Origin of the sequence: Pseudomonas sp. DE0157 (genome assembly GCF_007678615.1) — a bacterium.
GTDB lineage: Bacteria > Pseudomonadota > Gammaproteobacteria > Pseudomonadales > Pseudomonadaceae > Aquipseudomonas > Aquipseudomonas parafulva_B.
Map to the genome: position 1 here is coordinate 1 of NZ_VEJN01000045.1, position 512 is coordinate 512.

The window sequence follows — 512 nt, forward strand, 5'->3', positions numbered from 1 at the left end:
GGGGTCTGGAAGTCGATGCTGCCCTGGGTCTTGCCTGCTTCAACGGTGATGACCTGACCATTGGACAGGGTCACGGTCACCGGAGTCTGAGCCGGGTTGGTCAAGGTCACGGTGTAGGTGATGACGCCGCCTTCGGTGACGCTTGGTGAAGCGGTCAGAGTTGCAGTGGTCGTGTCGATCGAGTCGTTGATCGTCGTTACCGCTGGCGTCGGGTTAGGCGTTAGCTGCTCGAAGTTGCCGCCCGTGGCGCTGTCGATGGTCACACTAACGGTCGAGCCGTTGTTGTAGACATCGTTGGCCGGGGTCTGGAAGTCGATGCTGCCCTGGGTCTTGCCTGCTTCAACGGTGATGACCTGGCCGTTGGACAGGGTCACAGTCACCGGAGTCTGAGCCGGGTTGGTCAGGGTCACGGTGTAGGTGATGACACCGCCCTCAGTAACCGAAGGGTTCGCGGTCAGGGTCGCGGTTGTAGTGTCGATTGAATCATTGATCGTGGTAACCGCAGCCGCTGG

General features: G+C 60.4%; 1 protein-coding gene. It reads right to left on the bottom strand.

The window, feature by feature from the left end; genetic code table 11:
• Positions 1 to 512: immunoglobulin-like domain-containing protein (locus tag FS777_RS21270; protein ID WP_145257595.1), on the bottom strand; the 512-nt coding region annotated here is incomplete at both ends.